This window comes from Amycolatopsis alkalitolerans (assembly GCF_006152065.1).
Lineage (GTDB): Bacteria > Actinomycetota > Actinomycetes > Mycobacteriales > Pseudonocardiaceae > Amycolatopsis_E > Amycolatopsis_E alkalitolerans.
In genome coordinates this window covers 1-1,525 of record NZ_VDFW01000074.1, presented here as the reverse complement: position 1 = coordinate 1,525, position 1,525 = coordinate 1, and the positions used below count along the sequence as shown (strand labels likewise).

Annotated in this window: 1 protein-coding gene; it reads left to right on the top strand. The window is 68.8% G+C overall.

Features of this window, described 5'->3' with window-relative positions:
• The first annotated feature begins 250 nt into the window (after positions 1 to 250).
• Positions 251 to 1,489: an IS110 family RNA-guided transposase gene (locus tag FG385_RS33680; RefSeq protein WP_139100865.1), complete on the top strand. Its 1,239-nt coding sequence runs from the start codon at positions 251 to 253 to the stop codon at positions 1,487 to 1,489.
• Positions 1,490 to 1,525: the final 36 nt, after the last annotated feature.

The window sequence follows — 1,525 nt, the reverse complement described above, 5'->3', positions numbered from 1 at the left end:
TCGGTCACTAGGGCACCATCCTTCCTGCGGGCCTCGTGATCATGATGGGGTTCGTTGAAGGGACTCGGCGGGAGCCGGGGTGACGGCCTGGTTCGGTCGCCTGTGAAGGGCCTGCATGACACCGCCGCCCCCGGCTCTCGCGGGGCTGCGGACTGGCAACAGGGAGACGCGCCGTAGAGCGCCGGTTAGTGACCACCCGGGAGTCGGCCTCGCTGCCGCCGGGTCGTCGCTGCCACTGCAAGGAGTCACGTTGTCGCTCGCGCTGCCTGAAGCGCTGTTCTTCGTCGGGATCGACTGGGCCGCCGCCGAACACGCGGTGTGCGTTATGGATACCACCGGCAAGATCGTGTCCCAGTTCGTGATCAAGCACTCCACGGACGGGATCGCCGGGCTGGTCCGTCGCCTGGCCAAACTCGGTGACCCGGCGGATATCCCGATCGCGATCGAACGCCCCAACGGTCGGCTGGTCGACCTGCTGCTGGAGGCCGGGCACCCGGTGGTGCCGGTCAAGCCGAACGCGATCAAGACCTGGCGGGAAGGGGAAGTCCTCTCTGGCGCCAAGTCCGACGCCGGGGATGCCGCGGTCATCGCCGAGTACCTGCGCCTGCGCCAGCACCGGCTGCGGGTGGCCACCCCGTATTCCGGCGAGACCAAGGCCCTGCGCACCGTCGTGCGCACCCGCGACGATTTGGTCGAGATGCGGGTCGCGGCCACCAATCAGCTCTCCGCGCTGCTGGAGGCGCACTGGCCGGGCGCCAAAGCCATCTTCGCCGACGTGGAATCCCCGATCAGCCTGGCATTCCTGACCCGCTACCCCACCCCAGCCGCCGTCGCGCGGCTCGGGGAGAAGCGCATGCAGGCCTTCTGCGTCAAACACGGCTACTCCGGCCGACGCTCGGCCGCGCAACTGCTGGACCGGCTGCGGACCGCCCCAGCCGGGACCACCGACGACGCCCTCACCGAAGCACTGCGTGATGCCGTGCTCGCGATGGCCGGCGTGCTCACCGCGCTCAACACCGCGATCAAGGACCTCGACCGCTCGACCGTCGCCCACCTCGGGGAGCACCCGGACGGGAAGATCTTCACGTCGCTGCCACGCTCGGGTCAGATCAACGCCGCCCAGATGCTCGCCGAGTGGGGCGATGCCCGCCAAGCCTACGACAGTCCCGACTCCGTCGCCGCACTCGCCGGATGCACCCCGGTCACCAAGGAGTCCGGCAAACATCGCGCCGTGCACTTCCGCTGGGCCTGCAACAAGCGCTTCCGCCGGGCCATGACCACGTTCGCCGACAACAGCCGACACGCCAGCCCCTGGGCCGCGAAAATCTACAAAGACGCCACCGCCGCCGGCAAGGACCACCCCCACGCCGTGCGAGTACTGGCCCGCGCATGGATTCGCGTGATCTGGCGATGCTGGCTCGATCAGACACCCTACGACCCGGCCCAACACGGCGCGCTCCAACGCCACACCACGCCCACCGCAGCATGATTTCGACCTTGAGGTTGACACAGGGGGTGTCATGCG